Raw genomic sequence first — 448 nt, 5'->3', positions numbered from 1 at the left:
GCGCACGACGTCGTGCGCACCTGCGACCGCCACGGGCCAGCCGACGAGGCCGAAACACGGGAGGTCGTTGACGTCGTTGCCGACATAGAGCACGCGCTCCGGCGCGATGCCCTGCTCCTCGCACCACTGCTTCAGTGCGAGGTCTTTCCGGTCGATGCCGTGCAGCACGGGGACCCGCAGCTTGCGGGCGCGTGCGGCAACGACCGGGTTCTGCTCCGTGGACAGGATCAGCAGCGCCAGCTCAGCGCGGCGCAGGGCGGCGATCCCGAGCCCGTCGCCGCGGTGCACGGCGACGAGTTCGCGTCCATCGGAGTCGATCAGCACCTTGTCGTCCGTCTGGGTGCCGTCGAAGTCGAGTACCACCGCGTCGATGTCATCGCGGGTGGGGAGCGCACCGGGGCGCGGGGCGTCCAGGAGCGGCGCGAGCGCGCGGGCCCGCGCCAGGTCG

The 448-nt window shown here is 72.1% G+C and carries 1 protein-coding gene; it reads right to left on the bottom strand.

Annotated features, from left to right (window positions below):
* The coding region (locus tag CCN51_RS58940; RefSeq protein ID WP_245881896.1) for a KdsC family phosphatase at window positions 1-448 on the bottom strand (448 nt) is incomplete at both ends.

It is taken from the genome of Streptomyces milbemycinicus (genome assembly GCF_002154605.1).
GTDB lineage: Bacteria > Actinomycetota > Actinomycetes > Streptomycetales > Streptomycetaceae > Streptomyces > Streptomyces milbemycinicus.
This window is presented reverse-complemented; position numbering and strand designations above follow the sequence as displayed.